15 protein-coding genes are annotated in these 19,001 nt (G+C 59.6%); 7 read left to right on the top strand and 8 right to left on the bottom strand.

Features of this window, described 5'->3' with window-relative positions:
* Window positions 1–12: 12 nt before the first annotated feature.
* Window positions 13–2,301: a zinc/cadmium/mercury/lead-transporting ATPase gene (locus F3I47_RS17935; protein ID WP_150030109.1), complete on the top strand. Its 2,289-nt coding sequence runs from the start codon at window positions 13–15 to the stop codon at window positions 2,299–2,301.
* 52 nt (window positions 2,302–2,353) lie between these two features.
* Here the strand turns inward: F3I47_RS17935 and tusA are convergent, their stop codons facing one another.
* Entirely contained in the window at window positions 2,354–2,605 is a 252-nt protein-coding gene (gene tusA / locus F3I47_RS17930; protein ID WP_009087811.1) for a sulfurtransferase TusA, read from the bottom strand.
* Window positions 2,606–2,809: 204 nt separating this feature from the next.
* Between tusA and F3I47_RS17925 the strand changes: the two genes are divergently transcribed.
* Both F3I47_RS17925 and F3I47_RS17920 read left to right on the top strand, forming a co-directional pair.
* On the top strand, window positions 2,810–3,475 hold the full coding sequence (locus F3I47_RS17925) for a 7-cyano-7-deazaguanine/7-aminomethyl-7-deazaguanine transporter (protein WP_009087813.1): 666 nt from the start codon (window positions 2,810–2,812) through the stop codon (window positions 3,473–3,475).
* Window positions 3,476–3,592: 117 nt separating this feature from the next.
* Entirely contained in the window at window positions 3,593–4,147 is a 555-nt protein-coding gene (locus F3I47_RS17920; protein ID WP_150030110.1) for a DcrB family lipoprotein, read from the top strand.
* 52 nt (window positions 4,148–4,199) lie between these two features.
* Here F3I47_RS17920 and iolE read toward each other — a convergent pair whose 3' ends face one another.
* From iolE to iolD, 3 genes are all read right to left on the bottom strand, one after another.
* The gene (iolE, locus tag F3I47_RS17915; protein ID WP_009087817.1) at window positions 4,200–5,096 is read right to left on the bottom strand and encodes a myo-inosose-2 dehydratase; all 897 of its coding nucleotides are present in this window, start codon (window positions 5,094–5,096) and stop codon (window positions 4,200–4,202) included.
* A gap of 47 nt (window positions 5,097–5,143) precedes the next feature.
* Window positions 5,144–6,154, bottom strand: coding sequence for a Gfo/Idh/MocA family protein (locus tag F3I47_RS17910; RefSeq protein ID WP_150030111.1), 1,011 nt, complete (start codon window positions 6,152–6,154; stop codon window positions 5,144–5,146).
* Window positions 6,155–6,216: 62 nt separating this feature from the next.
* Entirely contained in the window at window positions 6,217–8,157 is a 1,941-nt protein-coding gene (iolD, locus tag F3I47_RS17905; protein ID WP_150030112.1) for a 3D-(3,5/4)-trihydroxycyclohexane-1,2-dione acylhydrolase (decyclizing), read from the bottom strand.
* 548 nt (window positions 8,158–8,705) lie between these two features.
* On the opposite strand from iolD, the gene iolC reads away from it, so the two are divergent.
* Complete coding sequence (gene iolC / locus F3I47_RS17900; protein WP_150030113.1) at window positions 8,706–10,619, top strand: 5-dehydro-2-deoxygluconokinase; 1,914 nt, start codon at window positions 8,706–8,708, stop codon at window positions 10,617–10,619.
* 399 nt (window positions 10,620–11,018) lie between these two features.
* Window positions 11,019–11,861, top strand: a complete 843-nt coding sequence (locus F3I47_RS17895) for a MurR/RpiR family transcriptional regulator (RefSeq protein WP_009087824.1) — start codon at window positions 11,019–11,021, stop codon at window positions 11,859–11,861.
* A 76-nt stretch (window positions 11,862–11,937) separates the two neighbouring features.
* Here the strand turns inward: F3I47_RS17895 and iolB are convergent, their stop codons facing one another.
* Both iolB and F3I47_RS17885 read right to left on the bottom strand, forming a co-directional pair.
* On the bottom strand, window positions 11,938–12,753 hold the full coding sequence (gene iolB / locus F3I47_RS17890; RefSeq protein ID WP_150030114.1) for a 5-deoxy-glucuronate isomerase: 816 nt from the start codon (window positions 12,751–12,753) through the stop codon (window positions 11,938–11,940).
* Between the two features lie 127 nt (window positions 12,754–12,880).
* Entirely contained in the window at window positions 12,881–14,386 is a 1,506-nt protein-coding gene (locus F3I47_RS17885) for a CoA-acylating methylmalonate-semialdehyde dehydrogenase (RefSeq protein WP_009087827.1), read from the bottom strand.
* A gap of 420 nt (window positions 14,387–14,806) precedes the next feature.
* Here F3I47_RS17885 and F3I47_RS17880 point away from each other — a divergent pair, with 420 nt between their 5' ends.
* Window positions 14,807–15,622: a TIM barrel protein gene (locus tag F3I47_RS17880; RefSeq protein WP_140925624.1), complete on the top strand. Its 816-nt coding sequence runs from the start codon at window positions 14,807–14,809 to the stop codon at window positions 15,620–15,622.
* A 46-nt stretch (window positions 15,623–15,668) separates the two neighbouring features.
* Here F3I47_RS17880 and F3I47_RS17875 read toward each other — a convergent pair whose 3' ends face one another.
* Window positions 15,669–16,892 carry an MFS transporter gene (locus tag F3I47_RS17875; RefSeq protein WP_046100760.1) on the bottom strand — a complete coding sequence of 408 codons (1,224 nt, stop codon included), beginning with the start codon at window positions 16,890–16,892 and terminating at the stop codon, window positions 15,669–15,671.
* 256 nt (window positions 16,893–17,148) lie between these two features.
* Between F3I47_RS17875 and F3I47_RS17870 the strand changes: the two genes are divergently transcribed.
* On the top strand, window positions 17,149–18,204 hold the full coding sequence (locus F3I47_RS17870) for an AI-2E family transporter (protein ID WP_009087834.1): 1,056 nt from the start codon (window positions 17,149–17,151) through the stop codon (window positions 18,202–18,204).
* Here F3I47_RS17870 and F3I47_RS17865 read toward each other — a convergent pair.
* Complete coding sequence (locus F3I47_RS17865) at window positions 18,193–18,876, bottom strand: FadR/GntR family transcriptional regulator (protein ID WP_058956954.1); 684 nt, start codon at window positions 18,874–18,876, stop codon at window positions 18,193–18,195. The genes F3I47_RS17870 and F3I47_RS17865 overlap by 12 nt on opposite strands.
* Window positions 18,877–19,001 lie beyond the last annotated feature (125 nt).

Below are 19,001 nucleotides of genomic sequence, written 5' to 3'. Positions count from 1 at the left end.
TCCGGAGGTCATATGCACCAACATCACGCCTGTGGCTGTGGCAAACCCCGTGCCAGTCACGCTGCAGCAAAACCGCTGTGCCAGGTTCGCCAGGCCCGCCCCCTCTCCCTTTCTGTTCATGCTGCGACACCCGTAACGGCTGATACGGCAGGCTGCTGCTGTGAAAGCAACAGCAGCCCCGGCACAGAGGCCGACGTCGCAGAGGAAAGCGACCGGCGAGACGCCGGTTACCCCTTTAGCTGGCAGGTCAGCGGGATGGATTGCCCCGGCTGCGCCCGCACCATTGAGACGGCCGTGCGCCAGATAAGCGGCGTCACCGACGCCCGCGTCCTGTTCAGCAGTGAGAAACTCGTCGTCAGCGCCAGCCAGGATGTCCGGAACGCCGTCGAACAGGCGGTCAGAAAGGCCGGATTTGAGCTGACGGCCTCATCAGCCTCCTCAGTCACTCCCGCCGCCCGTCCGGGCTGGCAGCAAAACCGGATGCTGCTTTTACTGGCGTTGCTGGTGCTGCTCAGCAGCGTTCTCGGCCAGTTCGCGCTGGCCTGGGGCGATCGGCTGTTTGTGCTGACCACGCTCATCGGGCTGGCGCCGGTGGCACGCGGCGCCTGGCAGCGCCTGCGCAGCGGATCGCCGTTTACCATCGAAACATTAATGACGCTGGCCTCGGCGGGCGCCCTGATTATTAGTGCCCACGCCGAAGCGGCGATGGTGCTGCTGCTGTTTCAGCTGGGTGAACAGCTGGAAGGCTATGCCGCCGCCAGAGCGCGCAGTGGGGTTACCCGCCTGATGGCGTTACGGCCTGAATCCGCGATCCGCCTGCAACAGGGTCAGCGCACGGAAGTTCCCCTCACGGCGCTGCGCCCCGGCGATCGGATTGAAGTGGCGGCGGGCAGCCGACTGCCGGTCGACGGCCGGTTAATCAGCCCGCTCGCCAGCTTCGATGAGAGCGCACTGACTGGTGAGTCACTGCCGGTCACGCGAGCCAGCGGCGAAACGATTCCCGCCGGTGCCACCAGCGTGGATCGCCAGGTGGAGCTGGAAGTGGTGTCGGAACCGGGGGAAAGCGCTATTGACCGTATCCTGCAGCTGATTGAAGAGGCGGAGACACACCGTGCCCCGGTCGAGCGCTTTATCGACCAGTTCAGTCGTCTCTACACGCCGCTGGTAATGCTGCTGTCGCTGCTGGTGATGGTGGTGCCGCCCCTGCTCGGCGCAGGCGACTGGCAGCCGTGGATCTACAAGGGCCTGACCCTGCTGCTGATCGGCTGTCCCTGTGCGCTGGTGATCTCCACCCCCGCGGCCATTACCTCCGGGCTGGCGGCGGCGGCACGGCAGGGTGCACTGATCAAAGGCGGCGCGGCGCTGGAGCGGCTGAGTTCGCTGCGCAAAGTCGCGTTTGATAAAACCGGCACCCTGACGCCGGGCAAACCGCAGCTGACACAGATCCTGCGGTTTGGCGCGGCCAGTGAAGCGGAGATGCTGGCGCTGAGCGCCGCAGCCGAACAGGGGGCGACCCATCCGCTGGCCAGCGCCATTGTGGCGGCCGCCCAGGCGCGTCATCTGCCGATGCCGGATGCACGGGATCAGCAGGTTCTGGCCGGACGCGGCATCCGGGCCCGGGTAGCAGAGCAGCAGATTGAACTGCTGACGCCCGCTCATGCGCCAGGGCTGACCGCACAGCAGCGCAGGCAGATTGCGCAGCAGGAGGAGCAAGGTAACACCCTGGTGGTGCTGATGCGCGACGGTGAGGCGCTGGGTGCGCTGGCATTGCGCGATCGGCTGCGCAGCGATGCAGTGGCGGCCATTCAGGCGCTGAACCGGCTCGGCATTGAGAGCCTGATGCTGACCGGCGATAACCCGCGTGCCGCCGCGACGCTCGCCCGCGAGCTGGCGATCGATTATCGCGCCAGCCTGCTGCCCGCCGATAAAGTGGCCGCTATCCGTGAGCTGAGTCAGCAGCAGCCGCTGGCGATGGTCGGGGATGGCATCAATGATGCACCGGCAATGAAAGCAGCAACCCTGGGCATTGCCATGGGCAGCGGCACCGATGTGGCACTGGAGGCGGCCGATGCGGCGCTGACGCGGAATCAGCTCACGCAGCTGGCCCCGATGATTGCGCTGGCGCGCCGGACACGCCGCATTATCCGTCAGAATATCGGCATTGCGCTGGGGCTGAAGGCGATTTTTCTGGTCACGACCCTGCTGGGGCTGACCGGACTCTGGCTGGCGGTGCTGGCGGATTCCGGTGCGACCGCGCTGGTGACGGCCAACGCGCTGCGCCTGCTGCGCCACCGCGACTGAGCGCGCGGCGCCAGCCAGGGGCGGGGGATAACAGCGGCCGGTGCGGCTGGGGTTATCCCGCCATCCCTTTGCGGATCAGAAACTGATAGGGCAGCGTCTCCGTCTGCTGCGCCAGCAGACCATGTTCCATAAAGCGGCAAAAGCCGGGAATATCGCGGGTTGTGGCGGGATCGTCGGCGATGATCAGCAAGGTCTCACCCTCCTGCAGGCCACGTACGGTTTTGCGCACCATCATCACCGGCTCCGGGCAACGCAGGCCGCGGGCATCCAGCTGATGGTCGGCAGAGGAAAAAAGATCGCTCATATTCAACTCGCTTCAGGTCAGGGGCGCTCATTCTAGCGCGTGCTGACCGTGACGCAAGGCGATAACGATTGCGCTAAAATTAACCATTGCATAAAAAGCACAACGCGGTAATATGCCGCCGCTTTTTGCTCATAAAACTGCCTGGCACCGCCCGAACGGTGTCCCGCAATGGGTTCCCTCACCCCAACATTAAAAAGGTTGACTATGCTCGCATTTTCTTCGCGTCAGCGCATGTATGCGCTTTTCTGGTTGTCGCTGTTTCACCTGCTGGTGATCACATCGAGCAACTATCTGGTTCAGCTGCCTGTTTCTGTCTTTGGCTTCCACACCACGTGGGGCGCGTTCAGCTTCCCGTTTATCTTCCTGGCGACCGATCTCACCGTGCGTATTTTTGGCGCACCGCTGGCCCGTCGTATTATCCTGGCGGTGATGATCCCGGCGCTGTTTATCTCTTACGGCGTTTCGTCGCTGTTTTATCAGGGAGAGTGGCAGGGCTGGCAGGCACTGAAAGAGATGAACCTGTTCGTGGCCCGCATCGCCTGCGCCAGCTTTATGGCCTACGCGCTGGGCCAGATCCTCGACGTTCACGTCTTCAACCGGCTGCGCCGCCTGCCGCAGTGGTGGGTCGCACCGGGCTGTGCCATGTTCCTGGGGAATATCAGCGATACGCTGGCCTTCTTCTTTATCGCCTTCTATAAAAGTCCCGATGCGTTTATGGCGCAGCACTGGGTGGAGATTGCGCTGGTGGATTACAGCTTCAAGGTGCTGATCTGCATGGTCTTCTTCCTGCCCGCTTACGGCGTGCTGCTTAACGCCGCGCTGAAACGTCTGGCTGAACGCCAGACTGCCCGCCAGGTAAATTTCGGCTAATCCGCCATACATTTTTCCGCCATTACCCGCTAAGATCTTCTGACAATCATCAGGTTGCGTTTGCAGCCTGATTCCTGTTGTACTGATGCCTGACCGGAAATTTAAAAAGGGATTCTGATGCGTAACCTGGTGAAATATATAGGAATGGGCTTACTGGTTCTGGGCTTAGCAGCCTGCGATCAGAAGAAAGATGACGCGGCGAATGACAACGGCGTCAGCGCCAGTCAGTCGGCGCAAACCGTGACGCTGATGGATGGCAAACTGAGCTTCTCACTGCCGCCAGGCATGTCAGACAAAAGCGGCAAACTGGGTTCGCAGACAACCAATATGCATGTCTATGCGGATGAAACCGGTGCCCGCGCCATCATCGTGATTGCCGGTGAGCCGACCAGCGAAGCGCTGGATGTGCTGTCGCAGCGTATGGAGCAGCAGCAGCGTAACCGCGACCCGCAGCTGCAGGTGGTGTCGAACAAAGCGGTAACGCTGAAAGATCAGCCTGCTCAGCAGCTGGATACGGTGATCTCTGCCAACAACCAGACCTCCTGGTCTTCGGTGGTGCTGGCGAAGGTCGACGGCAAGCTGGTGACGCTGCAGATTACGCTGCCAGGCGATAATCAGCAGCAGGCGCAGAGCGATGCTGACAACATCGTGAAGAGCATCTCGCTGAAATAAGCCGATCGCTGGCCTCTCTGCATTGCAGGGAGGCCAGCATTCTCAGAGCTGTTTATAACCCCGCATTCTCACGAATATATTTTCGCGCTTTGACCGCATATTCAAATGGATTGGCCAGTGCCGGGTCCTGCTCCGCTTCCACGACCATCCAGCCCTGATAGCCATACTCATCCAGAATTTTAAACACCGGCTTAAAGTCGATTACGCCATCGCCCGGAACGGTGAAGGTGCCCTTTTTCACCCCCTCCAGGAAGGAGAGATGATTCTCGCGAACCGCCGCGACCACCTCATCACGTACATCCTTGAGATGAACATGGAAGATGCGCGGCAGATAGTTCTCCAGCACCGCCAGCATCTGCTGCTGTGACCCCTCGGAGTAGTAGATGTGGCCGGTGTCATAGAGCAGTCCGACCCGATCGTCAGTCATGGCCATAAAGCGGTCAATCTCTTCGGTGGTCTGAATGCCGGTGCCCATATGGTGATGCAGCGTGACGCGCATCCCCTTCTCTGCCGCCAGGCGTGCCAGTTCGTTGTAGCCGTCGGCCGTTAACTGCCACTCCTCATCACTGAAAATGGGTTTCTGCTCAAACACCGCCAGCGGGGTGCCCTGAATACTTTTGCTCTGCTCAGAGCAGCCAATCACCCGCGCCCCCATCGCATGGAGAAAGTTCATGTGATTGATGAACTCATCGATGGTTTTTGCTTTATCGCCGTTGGCGAAGAAGGTACTGAACCAGGCGTTGCAGATTTCGATGCCGCGGATATCGAGCATCGGTTTCAGGATCGCCGGATCGCGCGGGTATTTGCTGCCCACTTCGCTGCCGGTAAAGCCCGCCAGCGCCATCTCACTGACGGTCTGCTGAAAGGTGTTTTCATGGCCGAGATCCGGCATGTCATCGTTGGTCCAGCCAATCGGCGCGATCGCCAGTTTTACATTTTCTTTGTTCATCATCTTATTCCCGGACGGAGCGCGGCGAGGCCGCATACAGGGCTGAATCAGCGATAGAAATCAGGACGTGGCGGCATCTCTACCGGCTCAATCGCCCCGCTGTTCTGCGCTTTGATGCAGGCATCGGCGGCCACCGAGGCGGCAAAACCATCCCAGGCCGAAGGACCGGTCAGCTGGCCCGCTCTGATGTCATTAATAAACGCCTGCAGCTCCACGTCATACGCCTCGATAAAACGATCTTTCCAGTCGACCAGGATCGTGTTCGACAGGCGCGCCTCTTTGCGCAGCTGCACAGAGGAGGGTTCGGGCAGACGCGCAATGCCCTCCTCCCCCACCACTTCACACTGGATGTCATAGCCGTAGGCGCAGTTCACAAAAATCTCGACGTCAATGCGCACCCCTTTCCGGGTTTCGAACAGAACAATCTGTGGATCTTTCAGCTGCCCATGCGTCTTCGATGTGACGCGCGGAAAGATCACCTGCACCGTTTTGTAGTCATCATTTGTCAGCCAGCGCAGCACATCCAGCTCATGGATCAGGGTGTTGGTGATCGCCATCGGCGTGGTGTAGTTCTCCGGCACCGTCGGGTTGCGGTGCGCGCAGTGCAGCATCAGCGGCTCACCAATATCGCCATCGGTGATCACTTTTTTCAGCGCGCGGTAGCCTGCATCGTAAGGCCGCATAAAGCCGACCTGCACCAGCCGTTTTCCCGCCTTCATCTCCGCCTCCACCACCCGGCGGCAGCCTTCGGCACTCATCGCCAGCGGCTTCTCGCAGAACACCGGCTTTCCGGCGGCAATCGCCGCCAGGGTGAACTCTTCATGGGTGGGGTCCCATGAGGTGACCAGCACCGCCTCGACATCCGGTGACTGAATCACGTCGTGACCGTTCTGGAAAACCTCCGCTTCAATGTTCAGGCGCTGCAGGGCGGCACGCGCACCCTCGACATTAATGTCAGAGACCGCCACCACCTGTGCCCCCTGCAGCACATGGCTGCAGCGACGAATATGTTCCTGACCGATTGCACCTGTACCGATGACGCCAAGTTTCAAAGTCATAATTACACCTGTGTAGGGTTCGTACGGAGAAAAGGAAAACGGGCCGCGATACGGCCCTGAAATTAATATTTTCGCGCCTGGTCGAGATGCGTGTTGAGCTTGTCCGCTACCGCCTGGGCGCGTTCGGTCTGCGAAGCCTGCGCTGCCCCGACATGCCACCAGCTGAAATATTTGTGGATCATGGTTTTTGGCAGCACTTTGATGTCGATAAGGGTAGAAATCGTCTGGGTGCGGGCATCTTCCAGCGCCGCCCTGAGCTCTTCAAGCGTGGTAACCCGGTAGGTTTTACAGCCATAGCCTGCGGCAATCGCAGCGAAATCGACCGGGATAAAGCCGCCATCGAGCCTGCCCCCTTCCGGGTTGCGGAAGCGGAACTCGGTGGTGAAGCTGTCCATGCCATGTTCCATCTGCAGGTTATTGATGCAGCCGTTGGTCATGTTATCCAGCAGCACCACGTTGATCTTCGCCCCTTCCTGAATGGAGGTAACCAGTTCGGAGTGCAGCATCATGAAGGAGCCATCCCCGACCAGCGCATAGACCTCACGCTGCGGCTGAGCGAGCTTCACGCCCAGCGCGGCATTGACCTCATAGCCCATGCAGGAGTAGCCATATTCGACGTGGTAGGCGTTGTAATCTTTGGTGCGCCAGACGCGCTGCAGGTCACCCGGCAGGCTGCCCGCCGCCGCCACCACCACCGCCTCTTTGGGCAGCTGTTCATTCAGGGTGCCAAGCACGCTGCTCTGCGTCAGCCAGGAGTGGGTCAGCTGGTTAAACTCAGCAAACACCGCGTCGCGGTCGAGATGATCCGCAATCTCCGGCACAAAGTCGCCATCATGCCAGGCCACCTGATAGACGCGCTGCGTCTCTTTCAGCAGCTGGCTCTGCGCCTCTTCAATCTGGCTGCCCCAGTCGTTACTGTAGTGCTGTGATGCCAGCCCGGCGGTGAGCGCCGTCAGCCCCTCACGGGCATCGGCCAGCAGCTGCACGCCATCCAGCTTGTAGCTGTCGAAGTTGCTGACGTTGATGTTCAGGAAGCTGACATCAGGATGGCGGAAAATCCATTTGGAGGCGGTAGTGAAGTCGGTGTAGCGGGTGCCGATGCCGATCACTAAATCGGCCTCTTTCGCCAGCAGGTTAGCGGCCAGCGAGCCGGTTTCACCGACGCCGCCGACATTCAGCGGATGGTCAGAAACCAGCGTGCCCTTGCCCGCCTGGGTTTCCGCAAAGGGGATCTGATAGCGCTCGGCAAACTGGCGCAGCGCCTCACCCGCCTCAGAATATTTCACCCCGCCGCCGCAGATAATGAGCGGTTTACGCTTGCGGGAAATCAGGGTCAGCGCATCCGCCAGCTGCGCGGCGACGGGCAGGCGGCGATCGAGCCGGTGCACCCGTTTCTGGAAGAAGTAGTCGGGGTAATCCCAGGCTTCGCCCTGCACATCCTGCGGCAGCGACAGGGTAACCGCACCGGTTTCAGCGGGATCGGTCAGCACCCGCATGGCGTTGATACAGGCGGACATCAGCTGCTCCGGGCGGCTGACGCGGTCCCAGTATTTGCTGACTGCGCGGAACGCATCGTTGGTGCTGATGCTGAGGTCGTAGCTCTGTTCAATCTGTTGCAGCACCGGATCGGGCTGGCGCGTGGCGAAGACGTCGCCGGGCAGCAGCAGCAGAGGAATGCGGTTGGCCGTCGCGGTGCCCGCGGCGGTGATCATGTTGGCCGCACCCGGTCCCACTGACGAACTGCAGGCGATAATCTGCCGGCGCAGCGACTGACGGGCAAAGCCCGTAGCGGCATGGGCCATCCCCTGCTCATTACGCCCCTGCCAGACCACCAGATCGCCGCTATCCTGTTCCAGCGCCTGGCCCAGCCCCAGCACGTTGCCATGACCGAAGATGGCGAAGATGCCTTTGACGAATTTCGTCTCAGTGCCATCAACATCGATGAACTGGTTATCCAGAAATTTAACCAGCGCCTGTGCCGTGGTCAGTCTGATTGTGCCCATATGCTTTTCCTTTACATGCTGGCGGACCCCGACTCCCGTAACACCGCGCCAGGCGCTGTCATCGGCGGAAAAGGCGACCGGAATAACTGAAACGTGAGGCGATTATAAACAAATATATTTTTCATAAAACACGCTTACAGAAGAAACATTTCATTTTGCGAGTGAGATCAAATTTAGCCGCTGCGTCAGCCCTGGCGGGCTGTCGCGAGGGTGAAAAGCGGAACGTTTAGCCATGAGCCGGGTACGATAAAAAAATTCATTCCGTTGCCATCGCCTGGCTGAACGGCACGCCAGCAGGTGCGTTCGCCTTCACGCCCCTGCTGCAGCGGGCATCATCCTTTCAGCACGCAGGCGGAGAGGGGAGATTCAGGATTTTTACCTGGTTCACAAATTTGCGATGGATATTTCATTTCGCATTGAATGTGGAATTTTTATTCCTCATACTGCCCTCATCGCCAGTCAGGCTCTTACAGACCCGAACGCAGCGCGCATCTGACGTCGCGCGTTTTGCCCGCCGGCTCTGCCAGTCACAGAAGGAAACCACAGGTATGAATGCACAACAGAAGCCGCTTGATGTGATTTGTATCGGGCGTATTGCCGTTGATTTTTATGGTCAGCAGATTGGAGCACGGCTGGAAGATGTCACCTCCTTTGCGAAGTATCTGGGCGGATCGTCAGGCAACGTCGCCTATGGCACCGCGATTCAGGGGCTGAAATCGGCCATGCTGGCGCGGGTCGGGGATGAGCACAATGGCCGCTTTCTGCGTGAAGAACTGCAGCGCGTCGGCTGTAACACGGATGCGCTGATTACCGATCCGCGGCGCCTGACCGCGCTGGTGATCCTCGGCATCAAAGATGAAGAGACTTTTCCGCTGATTTTCTACCGCGATAACTGCGCCGATATGGGCCTGGTGCCGGATGACGTGGATGAGGCTTTCATTACCTCAGCCCGCGCCGTGGCGGTGACCGGTACCCACCTCTCCCACCCGCAGACCCGTGAAGCGGTGCTGAAAGCGCTGCAGATTGCCCGCCAGAACGGCCTTCGCACCGCACTGGATATCGATTACCGCCCGGTATTGTGGGGGCTGACCTCGCCGGGTGACGGTGAAACGCGTTTCATTGAATCCTCCCAGGTGACGCAGCAGTTGCAGGAAGTGGTGCACTATTTCGATCTGATCGTGGGCACCGAAGAGGAGTTTCACATCGCCGGTGGCAGCACGGACACCCTGACCGCGCTGAAAAATGTGCGTCAGGCGAGTCAGGCGACGCTGGTCTGCAAACGCGGTCCGCTGGGTTGCGTGGTGTTTGAGGGAGCGATCCCGGATAGCTGGGAAGAGACCCGCCTGCACACCGGCGTGCGTGTCGACGTGCTCAACGTGCTGGGTGCAGGTGACGCCTTTATGTCGGGACTGCTGCGCGGCTGGCTGAATGATGAAGGCTGGGAGCAGGCGTGCCGTTACGCCAATGCCTGTGGGGCGCTGGTAGTCTCACGCCACGGTTGTGCACCCGCCATGCCGACCAAAGCCGAACTGGATGATTTCCTGAGCCGCGACGATGCAGTGAAGCGCCCCGATCTCGACAGCCGTCTGAATCATCTGCACCGGGTCACCACCCGCAAACAGCAGTGGCCGGAGCTGAATGTTTTTGCCTTTGACCACCGCAAACAGCTGGCGGAGATGGCACAGGAGGCGGGCGTGGAGGCCAGCCGGATCCCGCCGCTGAAGCTGCTGCTGCTGAAAGCCGCTCAGCAGGCTGCCGAAGAGGCGGGGTTAGAGAATAAAAGCGGGATTCTGGCGGATACCACCTACGGGCAGAAAGCGCTGAATGCGATTACCGGTAAGCAGTGGTGGATTGGCCGTCCGATTGAGCAGCCCGGCTCACGTCCGCTGCGCCTGGAGCATGGCAATATCGGTTCGCAGCTGATCGACTGGCCCGCTGAGCATGTGGTGAAGTGTCTGGTGTTCTACCATCCTCACGACAGTGAAGAACTGCGCAAAGAGCAGGATGATCTGATACTCGACGTCTGGCAGGGCTGTAACAAAAGCGGCCATGAGCTGCTGCTGGAAGTGATCCTGCCTGAGAGCAATCCGGACAGGAATGAAGCCTATTACGTGGACATTCTGCGCCATTTTTACACTCTGGGCATCCAGCCTGACTGGTGGAAACTGCCGCCGCTGTCCGCAGCGTGCTGGGAGGCGATCGGCACGCTGATTGAGCAGCAGGACCCTTACTGTCGCGGCATTCTGTTACTGGGTCTGGATGCGCCCGAAGAGACGCTGAAAGCGGGCTTTGCCGCGGCGGCCAGTGCACCCTGGGTGAAAGGCTTTGCGGTGGGCCGGACTATTTTTGGTCAGCCTTCACGCGAGTGGCTGCAGGGGGAACTGGACGATCAGGCGCTGATTGCGCGCGTCAAAGGTAACTATCTGCGGCTGATTGAATACTGGCGCGCGGCGCGCGCATGATGCTGTTCTGCTAAAAGCCGCTTTGAGAAAGTGCAGGCGCCGGGAACACGGTCAGATCGGAAAGACGCGACACCCGCCATCCATGGCATGCTCGGCCCGCGTCATCCCTGAAGCGGGACGCTTTCCTCTTCTGACCGTGTTCCCTGCTCATCTGGCTGATGCGTTGTTGCCAGAGAGATCCTGACCGCATTTCTCACCCGCCACAGATATTTAACGCCGGTTTTCACCCGCTTATCGCCTGTGAAGAGGCGCGTTCCGGGCTCTCAAGCCAATCTGTGAACCATTTCATAAAGCCATGAAATAAACCGCGCGATTGACGCAAACAAATGAAATTTTCCATCCATCTGATACTATAGCGCTCATTATACAGCCATTATTCTAATTATTCGGGCAGAAGTGATGAACAATAATCCCACCCAACTTTCCCTGTTGCAGGACGATATTCGTCGCCGCTACGAAACGCTGAGCAAACGTCTTAAACAGGTTGCGCGCTACATTCTTGATAACAGTAACAGTATTGCGTTTGATACCGTCGCCTCGATTGCCCAGCAGGCCGATGTGCCCCCCTCCACCCTGATTCGCTTTGCTAATGCTTTTGGCTTCAGCGGTTTCAACGAAATGAAACAGGTTTTTCGTCAGCACCTGATGGAAGAGACGGTCAACTACACTGAGCGTGCACGTCTGTTCCGTCAGACATCCACCGATGACAACGCCAGCGCCCCTGAGAGCCCGTCGGAGATCCTCAACGTCTTTACGATGGTAAACAGCCAGGCGCTGCAGCAGCTGGCGATGCAGGTGAATCCTGAACAGCTGAACAAGGCGGTAAAACTGCTGAGCGAGGCAGAGAACATCTATGTGATTGGCCTGCGCCGCTCCTTCAGCGTCGCCTCCTATCTGGTCTACGCGCTGCGTCATCTGGAGCGGCGCGCGTTTTTGATTGATGGCCTGGGCGGGATGTTTACCGAGCAGCTCAGCCTCGTTAATCCTAAAGATGTGGTGATTGCCATCAGCTATTCACCCTATGCGCGTGAAGCGGTCGAAGTGGTGGAGATGGGCGCCCGACGCGGCGCACATCAGATTGCGATTACCGACAGCCAGGTCAGTCCGCTGGCCGCCTTCAGCGACGTCTGCTTTGTGGTGCGTGAAGCCCAGGTGGATGGCTTCCGTTCACAGGTTGCCTCTCTCTGCCTGGCGCAGACGCTGGCCGTGTCGCTGGCGCTCAACAACGCCGGCACCAGCTGATTTCAGGGCGCAAAAAAGGGCAGCGTGACCCGCTGCCCTTTTGGCTGAGAGGCTGCTTTTCTGACGCCGCCGTGGGCTAGGTGTTACGCGGATAATTCTCGCTGTTCACCCAGGCGTGATCTTTCTCCCAGGTAAACTTCCACAGCCGCACAGGCCCCGCCATCACGTTCAGATAGTAGTTGTTGTATCCCGCCAGCGTCGCAACCGGATGATAGCCGCGCGGCACCATCACCACATCGCGATTGTAAGGTGCCATACAGGCATCCAGTGAGCGATCGTCGGTATAAACGCGCTGCATGGCGAAGCCGGGTTCCGGATCGAAACGGTGATAGTAGGTCTCTTCCAGAAGGGTTTCGTTTTCACTCTCTTCATCATGCTTGTGGCTGGGGTAAGAGCTGGTGTCGCCCTCATTGGTATAAACCTCGACCACCAGCAGGCTGTCAGCCGGTTTGTCATCGGGCAGAATATTGTGCACCAGACGCTGATTGCGCCCTTTGCCGCGATGCTCAACGCCCACGTCTGCGGGCGTAATCAGTCGTGCAGGCAGATGCCCGTGATCGGGCGCGCTGCAGACCGCCAGCTCCAGATCGCTGTCCGCGTAAACCACCACCTCATCATCGTGCGGCACATAAACGGAGTAAGGCGGCACGCGCTCAAAGGGCGACATGCGCTGACCAATCCCGGGAAACGCCGCGTGACGGGTTTTCACCGAGGCGAGTCCGGCCACCAGCACCAGACAGAGCTCTTTATCCCCGCTGGTAAGCTGCAGGGTTTCCCCTTTTTTCAGCAGATAAGCATCAAACCCGACATAGCGCCAGCCGGCGCGTTCAGGCGTCACATGCTGAATACGACCCTGCGCATCAGGGGCCTGGGCTTTCGACAGTAAAGACATCCTGATCCTCCTCTCTGTCACGGTTATCGCTGCAGTTGCCGCGCGGGCGTGACGTGCAGCCCGCCTGCGAACAGAAAGACCGGCAGAGTGATCTGCCGGTCGCGCATCCTGCCAGCGTGGAAATAAATCAGCCTAAGGTCGGCATACTGAATTCAGACACGGTCTGCTGACCGGATGGCCAGCGCACGGTGGCGGTTTTCATGCGGGTGTAGAAGCGCACGCCATCCGGCCCGTGCACGTTGAGCGCGCCAAACACCGAGCGCTTCCAGCCGCCAAAGCTGTGGAATGCCATCGGCACCGGAACCGGCACGTTGACGCCCACCATGCCCGCTTCAACGTTCTGCACAAAATCTCGCGCGGTGTGACCGTTGCTGGTGAAAATGGCGCTGCCGTTGCCAAACTCATGGCTGTTAACCAGCTGCAGCGCACTGTCGTAATCCGCTGCGCGCATGATGCTCAGCACCGGACCAAAAATCTCTTCACGCCAGATCACCATGTCAGAGGTGACGTTATCAAACAGCGTGCCGCCGACGTAGTATCCCTCAGCATGCCCTTCGACCTGGACATGACGCCCATCGACCACCAGCTTCGCGCCTTCCTGTTCGCCTTTGTCGATGTAGCCCAGCACCTTTTTCTGGTGCGCCGCTGAAACCACCGGCCCCATCTCATTCTCCAGAGCCCCCTGATTCATACCGGGGCCGATGCGCAGTGCCTGCACCAGCGGGGTCAGGCGGGCAATCAGCTTGTCGGCGGTATCATCGCCCACGGCGACCACGACCGGCAGCGCCATGCAGCGTTCACCGGCAGAACCAAAGGCACCGCCCATGATGGCGTTGACGGTGGCATCCAGATCGGCATCCGGCATCACGATAGCGTGGTTCTTCGCCGCGCCAAACGCCTGCACCCGTTTGCCATGCGCGCTGGCGGTTTTGTAGATGTGCTCAGCCACGCCGGAGGAACCGACAAAGCTGACGGCGGCGATACGCGGATCTTTGTAGAGCTGCTCCGCGTCTTCATTTGAGCTGTGCACCACGTTGAAGACCCCATCAGGCAGGCCCGCTTCGGTCAGCAGTTCAGCCATCCGCACAGACGCCGAGGGGTCCAGTGCCGGTGGCTTGAGAACAAAGGTGTTGCCGCAGGCCAGGGCGATCGGGAACATCCAGAGCGGCACCATCGCCGGGAAGTTAAACGGCGTAATGCCCGCCACGACGCCGACCGGCTGCATCAGCGAATAGCTGTCAACGCCGCCGCCGACGTTAGGGGAGTATTCGCCTTTCAACAGGTGCGGGATGCCGCAGGCAAACTCGATCACTTCAATGCCACGCGTCAGTTCACCCAGCGCATCAGACCAGACTTTGCCATGCTCAGACACAATCAGCGCCGCCAGCTCGTCACGATGCTGCTCCATCAGGGCCTTAAAATTGAACAGGACACGGGCACGGCGCAGGGGCGAGGTTTTCGACCATTCGGCAAAGGCCGCATGCGCGACGCCAATCGCCTGAGCCACTTCATCGGCGGTACTCTGCGTCAGTTCACGTACCACTTTGCCGGTTGCCGGGTCGTAAACAGGAATGGTTTCGTTGCTGGCGCTGAACGTAATTTTGCCGCCAATAAAGTTACCTGTGATTGTCATGATGTTGCCTCTTTAGATGGTTAAGTTCCCTGCAGACGAACCATGCGACCTGCCGCGCTGCCTGACCAGGCAAAGCTGAAAGCGTGCTATGAAGCTATTGCATTGGAATAAATTTTTCAAATAATTCTTTTTGGAAGATTTGCTTTTAGCGGCACAGATCGCATTTTCTCCGTCGGCTTGCGCCTGGCGCGCTCCTGAACTCCGGAGAGCGCCCATTGCCGCAATCCTCAGCCCGGCAGGCGCGGTTTAGGCCGATCACGGCGCGGTTCTCTGCGGGATAAACCCCGCGAGGCAGCTCCCGGCTGAAACGAAATATGAAATTAATGCGAGGCAGATCCAATAATCTCCATTTCATAATTCACTATTAATGAAATAAATGTTTTCTTTAGTCGCAATCTTCTTCTGTTTCGGGGTAATCACATGGCTATCGATCCGACCCGTTTCTGTATCAACCGCAAAATTGCTCCCCGGCTCTCGCTGGAGGCCTTTTTTCAGCTGGTTCATCGCCTGGGGCTGAGCAAGGTTGAGTTGCGCAATGACATGCCGGGTGGCAGCGTGACAGACGATCTGACGCCCGAGCAGCTGCGCGCCCTGACCGACAGATATCAGATTGATATCGTCACCATTAATGCGCTCTATCCGTTTAACCGTATTGATGACGATCTGCTGACCCGCGCAGAGCTGTTGCTGCAGACCGCACAGCAGACGGGTGCGAAGGCGCTGGTGATGTGTCCACTGAATGAGGGGATTGCCCTGTCGCCTCAGGAGACGCAGGCGGCGATGCAGCAGCTGGCGCCGCGCTTTGAACATTATGGCATTCAGGGGCTGGTGGAGCCGCTGGGATTCCCGGTCAGCTCACTGCGCTCGGCCGCAGAGGCGCAGCGACTCATCGCCGCCGCGGGCGTACCCTTTAAGCTGGTGCTGGATACCTTCCATCACCATCTCTATGAAAAGGCGGAAGAGGAGTTCCTCACGGGTGTCGACGTGCAACAGATTGGGCTGGTTCACCTGTCGGGCGTGGAAGATCGGCGGCCCACCGCTGAGCTGACCGATGAGGAGCGCATTATGCTGAGTGACAGCGATGTGCTGAACAGCGTCGTGCAGGTTAAACGGCTGGAGATGCTGGGCTATAAGGGGATCTACGCCTTTGAGCCCTTCTCAAGCCAGCTCAACAGCTGGACACCGGATGAAACGGAACGGCAGATCCGCCACAGTATCGAACTGCTGCAGGCCTGAAGCCGGTGTTGGCAGGCGCTGAAAACATGGCCCGCCCGGGCGCGTTTTACGGCGCAGTCTCGTCGGCTGCCGGTGACAGCGCCTGACGCCGTTGCAGGCGCAGCGTGCAGACAAAGGCAACGCAGACCAGCAGCGCCGTGAGCAGATACACCTGCGACACGCCTGCATAGTTCATGATAAATCCGGCGATCGGCCCGGTAATGCCCAGCGACAGATCCATAAACGCGGTGTAAGTCGCCAGCGCACTGCCCTGATTCTGCTGCGGCACCACCTTCACCGCCACAACCCCCAGCGCCGGGAAGACCAGCGAAAAACCGGCGCCGGTCAGAAACGCGCCCGCTTTTGCCATCCAGGGGTCGCCCGCCGCTGCAACCAGAAAGAGTCCGGCAGCTTCCGCCGCCAGGCAGAGGCTGGCAACGCGCAGGCCGCCGTGGCGGTTAATGGCATTCGGAAACAGCAGGCGCGTGCCAACAAAGGCGGCACTGAACAGGGAGAGGGCAAAGGCGGCACCCTCCCAGCCTTTATCCTGATAGAACAGCGTAATAAAGGTGGCGATAACCCCGAACCCCGCCGAGCCCATCGCCAGTATCGCGCCAAAGCCGGCAATTTTTCCCAGCACCGCACGAAACGGCAGCGGCCTGGCCCGGCTGGCTTTGACGGCCGGACGCGGTACGGCGCAGACAATGCCCGCCACGCAGATAGCGACAATGACCAGCGACAGCCAGAGCAGACCACCCGCCCGGAAGATCACCACGCCGAGCGGCGCGCCAATCGCCATCGCGCCATAGGTGACGATGCCATTCCAGGAGATGACCCGGCCAATATGCAGCGAACCGACCCGCGCAACGCCCCACAACGAGGTGCCGGTGCCGGTAAAGCTCTGGCCCAGACCCAGAATCACCCGTCCCGCACAGAGCAGCGTCAGGCTTGTCATCGGCGAGTCGCTCAGCGCCGCCAGCAGAATACAGAGACCGCTGATCAGGCAGCCCACCAGCCCGATCACCACGACCTTCTTAGGTCCCCAGAGGTCGGCATAACGCCCGGCGTGGGGGCGGCTCAGCAGCGTCGCCACATACTGCAGGCTGATCACCACACCCGCCCAGAAGGCGCTGAATCCCAGCTGGTCATGTACCCATCCCGGCAGCACCGCCAGCGGCAGACCGATAGTGAGATAGCTGGCAAAGTTATAGGCCACAATAGAGAGGATCAGCAGCGTGAGACGGAAGTTGCCGGTTGGGGTGGCCGGTTCCACTGTGGGCTGTTCAGGCATGAGAGATCCCGCTCGTATTAGACTGAATGATAAGGTTTATCCGTCGACTATACCTGCTTTCACCGCTGACGTATCGGCGCTGCGCCATCAACCGGATGCAGCGTGCCGGACAAAAACCCTGCCGCGAAAGTGGAGTGTGGTGGCGCTGATTAACCCCCCCTTCTGCCGCCGCGCTTTACCGTTTCTCTGATAAATCAGATTGTTAATTTTCTTTCAGCTACACTGTCAACAGCCAATTTACGTCACGGGAGAGGGAATGAGCGAGCTGCAACGGGAAAAGATCGGACAAAATATTCTGATCAAACTGGCAATGCTGGTCATTATCCTCGCCGGGGTACGGGCGGCGTCCGACATTCTGGTCCCGCTGCTGCTGGCGGCTTTCTTTGCCATTGTACTCAACCCGCTGGTGACGATGCTGATGCGGCGTGGCTTCCGCCGCGGGCTGGCGATCGGGCTGGTGATCACGGTGATCTTCTGCGTCATGGTGCTGCTGGGCGCCATCATCGCCAGCTCAATGAGTGAGTTTTCCGATCTCTACCCACAGCTGCGCGCCACCATGGAGCAGAAAATGACGGTGCTGCAGCATCTGGCCGCGGGCTTTCATCTCAACATCTCAACCGACGTTCTGATCAAACATTTCGACCCTAACACCATGATGAATCTGGCCACAGTGGCGCTGAGCGGCTTTTCCGGCGCGATGACTAACACCGTGCTGCTGGTGCTGACGGTCGTCTTTATGCTGTTTGAGGTTCATCACCTGCCCTACAAAATGCGTAACGCGCTGGTGAATCCTAAGATTCGCATCGCCGGGCTGCACAAAGCGCTGAAAGGGGTGACCCACTATCTGGCCCTGAAAACCCTGGTGAGCCTGATCACCGGCGTGGCAGTCTGGCTGACGCTCTTTCTGCTGGATGTGAAGTTCGCGCTGCTGTGGGGTGTGGTAGCGTTTATCCTCAATTTCATTCCCAACATCGGCCCGATCATTGCCGGTATCCCGCCCTTTCTGCAGGCGCTGCTGCTAAACAGCCTGTTTGATGCTGCGATGGTGGCCGCCCTGTTTACGGCCATTCATATGGTGTTTGGCAATATGCTGGAACCGCGCCTGATGGGCCGGGGTCTGGGCCTGTCGACGCTGGTGGTGTTCCTCTCCCTGGTCTTCTGGGGCTGGCTGCTGGGCCCGGTTGGCATGCTGCTGTCGGTGCCGCTTACCAGCATCACGAAAATCCTGATGGAAACCACGCCCGGCGGCAGCCGTCTGGCCATTCTGCTGGGCACCGGACGACCTAAACGGGTGCGGGGCTTAACCAAGTAAGCGCTGCTGGACGTGCCGCAGATGGTTCTCCATGGCCTGACGGGCAGCCGCCTCATCCCCCGCCACGATCGCGCTGGCAATCTGCTGATGGTCAGCGTTCATCTCCAGCGCAAAGCTGTTATCAGCAAAATGGCGCTCCAGCCGCTCGACATGGGGGCTGTGGCGCTTGTTCCAGAGCTGTTCCAGCAGGTCGCGCAGCACATCATTGCCACTCATCTCGCTGATCAGCAGGTGGAAGCGTTTGTCCTTAGCCAGAAAGGCGGCATCGTTTTCCTGATGCTGCTGCAGCTCAGCGGCCAGCGCCAGCAGGGCCGCCCGCTGTGCCGGCGTGCCGTTTCGGGCGGCAAAGCCCGCCAGCATCCCCTCGAAGGCTTCACGGGCCTGCAACAGATCCTGCAGACTGCAGGCCTCACTCTCCTGCGTGTCCCCGGCCTGCGGCAGCGGCTGGGCGACAAACACCCCGGTGCCGGTGCGGATATCGACCCAGCCGGTCATCTCCAGCGCAATCAGCGCTTCACGCACGGATGATCGGCTGACGCCCAGCTGTTTTGCCAGCTCGCGCTCCGGCGGTAGCAGCCCGCCAGCGACAAAGTCACCGCGCGTGATACCGGCCATGATGGCGTTGGCTATCTGACGGTAGAGCCGCTCCGTTTTAATGGCTGCCAAGGTCATTGTCCTCTCCTCCTGTCCTGCTCAATCGGCCCGCTGGCCGATGCAGTTTATGATGCTGCGATCCGGATCACGGCCTTGTTTTGCACACTATCATACTCTTGGTCCAGCGGCCTGACCACTGGGCC

It is taken from the genome of Pantoea sp. M_10, from assembly GCF_008631515.1.
GTDB lineage: Bacteria > Pseudomonadota > Gammaproteobacteria > Enterobacterales > Enterobacteriaceae > Pantoea > Pantoea anthophila.
Note: the sequence above shows the minus strand (reverse complement) of the source record. Positions and strands in the feature narration are given on the sequence as shown.